Annotated in this window: 8 protein-coding genes; 7 read left to right on the forward strand and 1 reads right to left on the reverse strand. The window is 53.8% G+C overall.

What is annotated here, in order from left to right; translation table 11 throughout:
- A partial coding sequence (locus NZK35_RS03530; RefSeq protein WP_259631221.1) for a hypothetical protein occupies positions 1–490 on the forward strand: 490 nt, incomplete at its 5' end.
- A gap of 1155 nt (positions 491–1645) precedes the next feature.
- On the opposite strand, the gene NZK35_RS03535 is transcribed toward NZK35_RS03530, so the two are convergent.
- Positions 1646–2188, reverse strand: coding sequence for a hypothetical protein (locus tag NZK35_RS03535; protein ID WP_259631222.1), 543 nt, complete (start codon positions 2186–2188; stop codon positions 1646–1648).
- A 126-nt stretch (positions 2189–2314) separates the two neighbouring features.
- On the opposite strand from NZK35_RS03535, the gene NZK35_RS03540 reads away from it, so the two are divergent.
- The 6 genes from NZK35_RS03540 to NZK35_RS03565 all read left to right on the forward strand — a co-directional run bounded on the left by NZK35_RS03540 (position 2315) and on the right by NZK35_RS03565 (position 4942).
- Positions 2315–2545: a hypothetical protein gene (locus tag NZK35_RS03540; RefSeq protein ID WP_145390979.1), complete on the forward strand. Its 231-nt coding sequence runs from the start codon at positions 2315–2317 to the stop codon at positions 2543–2545.
- Entirely contained in the window at positions 2523–2819 is a 297-nt protein-coding gene (locus tag NZK35_RS03545; RefSeq protein WP_259631223.1) for a type II toxin-antitoxin system RelE/ParE family toxin, read from the forward strand. The genes NZK35_RS03540 and NZK35_RS03545 overlap by 23 nt, the downstream gene beginning before the upstream one ends.
- Before the next feature lie 116 nt (positions 2820–2935).
- Positions 2936–3532, forward strand: a complete 597-nt coding sequence (locus tag NZK35_RS03550) for a hypothetical protein (RefSeq protein WP_259631224.1) — start codon at positions 2936–2938, stop codon at positions 3530–3532.
- A gap of 151 nt (positions 3533–3683) precedes the next feature.
- On the forward strand, positions 3684–3893 hold the full coding sequence (locus NZK35_RS03555) for a hypothetical protein (protein ID WP_143547653.1): 210 nt from the start codon (positions 3684–3686) through the stop codon (positions 3891–3893).
- Entirely contained in the window at positions 3890–4093 is a 204-nt protein-coding gene (locus NZK35_RS03560) for a type II toxin-antitoxin system RelE/ParE family toxin (protein WP_259631225.1), read from the forward strand. Before NZK35_RS03555 ends, NZK35_RS03560 begins: the two co-directional genes overlap by 4 nt.
- A gap of 192 nt (positions 4094–4285) precedes the next feature.
- A complete protein-coding gene (locus NZK35_RS03565; protein ID WP_259631226.1) occupies positions 4286–4942 on the forward strand; it encodes a hypothetical protein in 657 nt (218 codons plus the stop codon).
- Positions 4943–5067: the final 125 nt, after the last annotated feature.

Genomic DNA, 5067 nt, shown 5'->3' on the forward strand with positions numbered 1-5067 from the left:
GGACAACGGCTACGAGTTGCGACGTGACTGGCAATTCGACCCCCAAAACCGAGACTACAGTCGTTTCGAAAACGAAATCGCTTCCGTCATTTCAGCTGCGCCCGAGTTCCCGGATTCTAACGCCTTGGCGATCGTTACGGACTCCAGCTTCATGACTGTCGGATTTGCTCTCCACAGATTCGAAGACATCGATACGTCTGACGATGAAGAGCTGTGGATTGTCGATGAATGGGGCGATTGGAATGACGACTGGCAACTCGATCCCGCGTACAGGTGGATTTTGGCATATGGCTACCATGATCAACTCGAAGGTGAAGAACACAGCGACTTCTGCGATCGCATACGCAAGGCATTTCAGTCCGTACTGAAGTGTTTCTCTAGCACCAAGGACATTCTGCTGATCTATATCGGCGGTGATGATATTGGACACCAGTGGTCTGCTGAGTGCATGGATGAAAAGTTTGCCACTCGAATGTTGGAATGGATATAACGGCACCTAACCAAAAAATGCACCCGAGTCGCGAAGTCGGGCGTTTTGACAATTGAGAATCTCTTGTCGCGACCGGGTGATTTTGGACGTTGAACTTAATCGAATTGCTTTCCGCTGCGTCGGTTGATGTGCGGTTGCGGTGGGCTGAGTCCAGCGTGGGACTCCGGCCCGTAGGCTGACGCCAGATTCTTGAATCCTCTGGCCGTAGGTCGTCAGCGTTTTGGTGCGATAGCCGTCCTGATCTCCTGTGGCCCACCCGAGTGATCCACCGGCGCATGACTCCCCCGCCACTCGCGTCGTGTGGTCCGAGCGTGTTTTTCTTTGACTAAGAGACGAGTCCGATCGAACACACGACGCGCCGATCCTTTGGAGTCGAGCGTCTTCGAGTTTCTGAATTGCGCCCATGAGATCAAAACGCGGTCAGCACCGCGACGCTGATGAACTGCGTGCAAGTGATTGGTGAATCGGACGGCCTGCGGGGGAGCTCACCGGTCGAGGTGACCCGACGCCGTTGGACTGTGATTCCGGGTTGGTCTGCGAGCACTGCGGCAGCGAATCGTTGACGCTTATCGATGAGATCGACAAGCCGTCGTGGGCGGATCTCTTTCGGCCAAGCAATAAAGCTTGTTCGGACTGGTACCGCGAGTCATTGGCTCTTGATGATCGTCGCTTTTGGGACGCTGCGATGGGTGAAGGTTTTTCGCACTTGGTACGACTGGTACCTAAAAAGTGAAGAAGAAAGTGCAAAGGCGATAGTGGCCGAAGCGGACCGGCCTGCTGATGCCCAGCTCGAGTTCGCCTGGGACTAAAACGCTGGCACCCTCCGCCAAGATCCGCTCTAATCGAGACCCATCACCGGCCCACGTGAAGGCCGACAAAGTTCAACGCCCGATCTATCCCCGTTCCTCCTGAACGCGGATAGATCGCAATTCGTTTTCGTTCCCCGACTAAGTCATGCTCGAAATTCGCGACCTTTTTGTCGTGCTTGTCATCGCATTCTGTGCGTGTGCGGGAATCCCTGTCGCTCGCATGAATCGCCGAGATCAACCACGCGGCGCCGCCATCATGCTCATGGCTGCCATTGCACTTGCGTTCGGCTTTGCAATTACGAACTTCGGTTTTGGGGCCTATGCAATCATCGGTGCGTTTGCCGTATCATTCCTGATGACACTCGGCTACTTCAATGCGAGACGACGACTTTTGGACCAACCGGGCGACAGTGGCGACAAATAGTCTCCCGACGAATCCACCCGTAGACGCGGACGCATCTTCGAATTCATGACCGTAGCGGAATACACAGCGGTATGTGCCCGATGCCAACGCCGCCTTGGGTGGCGGATGGCGGGTGCGATCGCCGTGATGTTCGTTGCGCTGGGCATCACCAGTCTTTTTCGCTTGGCCAATCCCAACTTGGCTGACATCCTTGCTCCTGTCGTAATGTTCTTTGTTGGATTTCCTCTGATGCTCCTTGGCTTTTATCACGCAGATCGAACCTATCTCAAATACCCGCAGTTGATCTGCCCATACTGCCAAGGCAATCTTTCCCGTTCGAGATCTGTTGTCATTGCGACTGGGAACTGCCCGTCGTGTGGACGTCGCGTGTTGGCTGACGATGCGATTGGAAACTGATTGCTCATTCAACCGCACTACGAAGATGCGGGGAACCAAACGATGCAACCGAGCGGCGAAATCGGGCATTTTGAAGTGGTTGATCTTCCGTCGCCGCCGGCTGATCGTCGCCGTTCGCCGGCAGAACGAGTTGGTCGCCAATCGTCGACAGAACCTGTGTGTCCTGCTAAACTGGTTCGCCTGAGAGGACTTCCGATGAACATTGAGTCATTTATCGACACACTTAGCGCTGAACAGCAGCAGGCCGCTTTTGACTTGCTTTGGCAACGACTTTCGGCCGATCCGCAGAATCTAGCTTCCCCTCCATGGCACGGAGAAGTGCTCGCGTATCGTGAGGCCAATCCAAGTGACAAGCCGAAAATGTCGGTCACCGATGCAAAAAATGAAGTGAAACGGATGATCGATGAACGTCGAAGTTCTCGATGAGGCCCGATTGGATATTGCTGAAGGCGTGGCGTTTTACGACCACCAAAGCGATGGAGCGGGTGACTATTTTTTTGAGCGGATTTTCGACGACATTGAAGCATTGAAAGACACCGCCGGGATTCACGAAACCCATTTCGGATTTCATCGTAAAATTGCTTCTCGCCATCCATATTTGATCTACTACCGTATCATCGGAACCGGCGTGGAGGTCGTTGCTGTTTACGATCGTCGAGGGCGTCCCTCCGACAAAGAGGTGGTCTTGCGACGGCGATGACGCGGCGAACCAGCGAATGCACATGAGCGACGGAGTTGGCTTTGGTCCTGTGGTCACGTCGTTCGCCGTCGCCATGTGATTCGTATCGTTCTGTGGCGCAAACTCGGACAGTCATCATGACAATGCATTCGCGTTCCTTCGCCGTGACCTTTGCGTTTTCGGCCCTCATCTGCTTCGCTACGTCAACGGCCCAATCAATGTCGGCCGCTTCTGACGCTCTACCTGCTGGTCCAAAGAGTCCAGAGGGCGCCGCGTGTGACCTGATACGGGCTTACATTTCCAAGGATGGTGCGCTGTTCCACAAACGCCGCTGCAAAGTGTCCTGTGAGGGAAAGTTGGATCCTGCAATTGCCTATGAGAAGTTCACTCGTTACAAGCCACGGTTGTTGGAAGGGACTCCGAACGCCACGGTGGATAGGGCCGGTTCAAACTACATCGCAAAGGTACTTCCAGTAACGCCCACTCAAATGTCGGATGAGGAAGCAAACGCAAGGCGAATCGAACTGCTACTTAACTACGGAGCCTTCGAAAGCAAATTCATCGACATCTTCACAGTTACGCCTAGCGGCCAACGTAACGTATTCCGTGTGGAATCCATGCACATGGTTAAGCAAATGGACGGCGCATTTTCAAAACCGATTCCGACTGGCATTTGGCGAGCGCGGCTTATTGACAATACCATGACTAACGACAGCCACGGAACAATGCCGTGAACCGGAGCGGCGAAGTCGAGGGGACTTAAATTGTACAATCTCTCGTCGCCGCCCGGTTACGGCGGACGTTCCCCGATAGGGGTTGGCATTGATTGCCTCCCCTCCGGCCGCACGCTAAACTGTCAACCGACACTTAACGGCGAGCAAAAAAATGCAAAGTGAACCAGAAACCGTAAAACAAGCGGCTTCGTCTATTCTCCAGGGTCTTCCTGACGACGTGACGTGGGAGCGTGTGCAGTATCACCTTTTTGTCCGTCAACAAGTCGAACTTGGGCTGGCAGACGCTGAGGCTGGGCGGCTTCTTGAAACGTCAGATGTTCGCAAACGGCTGGATGCGGCTAAAGCGAATGCATCCAAATGAAGCTCTGCTGGACCGAAAGGGCGACGGAGCAATTGATTGGTGTCCACGACTACCTTGCTCAATCCTCTCCAGAGTTCGCTTCTGCGGTTGCCGAACGAATTTTCGCTCGGCCTGAGCCACAACTCATCGATTTCCCGTGCTCCGGCTCCGTTGTTCCCGAATACGGACGTAAAGACATTCGCGAAGTGTTCTCCGACTGATGTCGGATCATACATCAAGTACTGCCCGGCGAGGTTCGTATACTTGCTGTGATTCATGGATCGATGACCCTTCCACCGTCTCCTCCATCAGACGGGGAACCAGACGATGCACGTGAGTCGCCGAGATGAGTTTATTGAAGTGGTAAGTCGTTCGCGGCGACCACGTGATCGTTACCGTTCTGCCAATCAATTATGCCGCTTCCCAATGTTCATCCGGTGACCTTCTTTGGCGAGTTTTTCGCCGAGCGTTTTACGCTCAACGGGTCCTCTGTGGTCGATGTGATGGGCTGCATTCATTCGCATCCGTTTGGCGCGGACAACACTTGTGGCGATCCAGTTGTGCACCCTGATTACGTTCGCAAGGTAGACGGGCGATACCGTGTCTTCCTTGAGAACCAAGCGATTTGGTACTACTTCGTCATGGATGATCGTTCACAAGACGTTGATCCGCCCGTGTATATGTGTTCGTCATTGGACTTAGCAATTGACCACCGGATTCCAAAAGACGAGATCGTTGACGGCGACTCCACGATGGTTAGTGAACGCTTCACGGATTTTCTGTGGCAAATCATCGGTCAGAATCTGTGTCTCCGAAACGGTCCGCACGATGACGACGGGATCCTCTCACCGACGTTTTGCGGTATGACGTTCAAGTCTCACGCTAAGTTAGACGAACGTTTCACGAAGCCCGAAACCAGATGGTTTCAAGATGACGTGTTTTTCGCTGACGAATTTCCGGGTACGATTTGCTCGCCGACTCACGGGGCTGTCTTTGCAAGCGCGGATGCGAGAGATCGTTTTGTAGCTGAGATCCAGCCCAAGATACAGAAGAGGTGGGCAGAACAATGACATGCACCGAAGGACGCGAGCCGAGCGGTTTGGCAATGGTGAGTCTTTCGCGCGTCCTCGGTGATGTCCGCCGTTGAACTTAATCGAATTGCTTACCGCTTCGACGGTTGACGTGCGCTCACGGT

Origin of the sequence: Stieleria sedimenti (assembly GCF_025060895.1) — a bacterium.
GTDB classification, from domain to species: domain Bacteria; phylum Planctomycetota; class Planctomycetia; order Pirellulales; family Pirellulaceae; genus Stieleria; species Stieleria sedimenti.

Bases quoted from the DNA above. Each gene is read 5' to 3' on its own strand.
- NZK35_RS03550 (WP_259631224.1), top strand. From the start codon at position 2,936: ATGACAATGCATTCGCGTTCCTTCGCCGTGACCTTTGCGTTTTCGGCC.
- NZK35_RS03560 (WP_259631225.1), top strand. From the start codon at position 3,890: ATGAAGCTCTGCTGGACCGAAAGGGCGACGGAGCAATTGATTGGTGTC.
- NZK35_RS03535 (WP_259631222.1), bottom strand. From the start codon at position 2,188: ATGCCCGATTTCGCCGCTCGGTTGCATCGTTTGGTTCCCCGCATCTTC.
- NZK35_RS03555 (WP_143547653.1), top strand. From the start codon at position 3,684: ATGCAAAGTGAACCAGAAACCGTAAAACAAGCGGCTTCGTCTATTCTC.
- NZK35_RS03540 (WP_145390979.1), top strand. From the start codon at position 2,315: ATGAACATTGAGTCATTTATCGACACACTTAGCGCTGAACAGCAGCAG.
- NZK35_RS03545 (WP_259631223.1), top strand. From the start codon at position 2,523: ATGAACGTCGAAGTTCTCGATGAGGCCCGATTGGATATTGCTGAAGGC.
- NZK35_RS03565 (WP_259631226.1), top strand. From the start codon at position 4,286: ATGCCGCTTCCCAATGTTCATCCGGTGACCTTCTTTGGCGAGTTTTTC.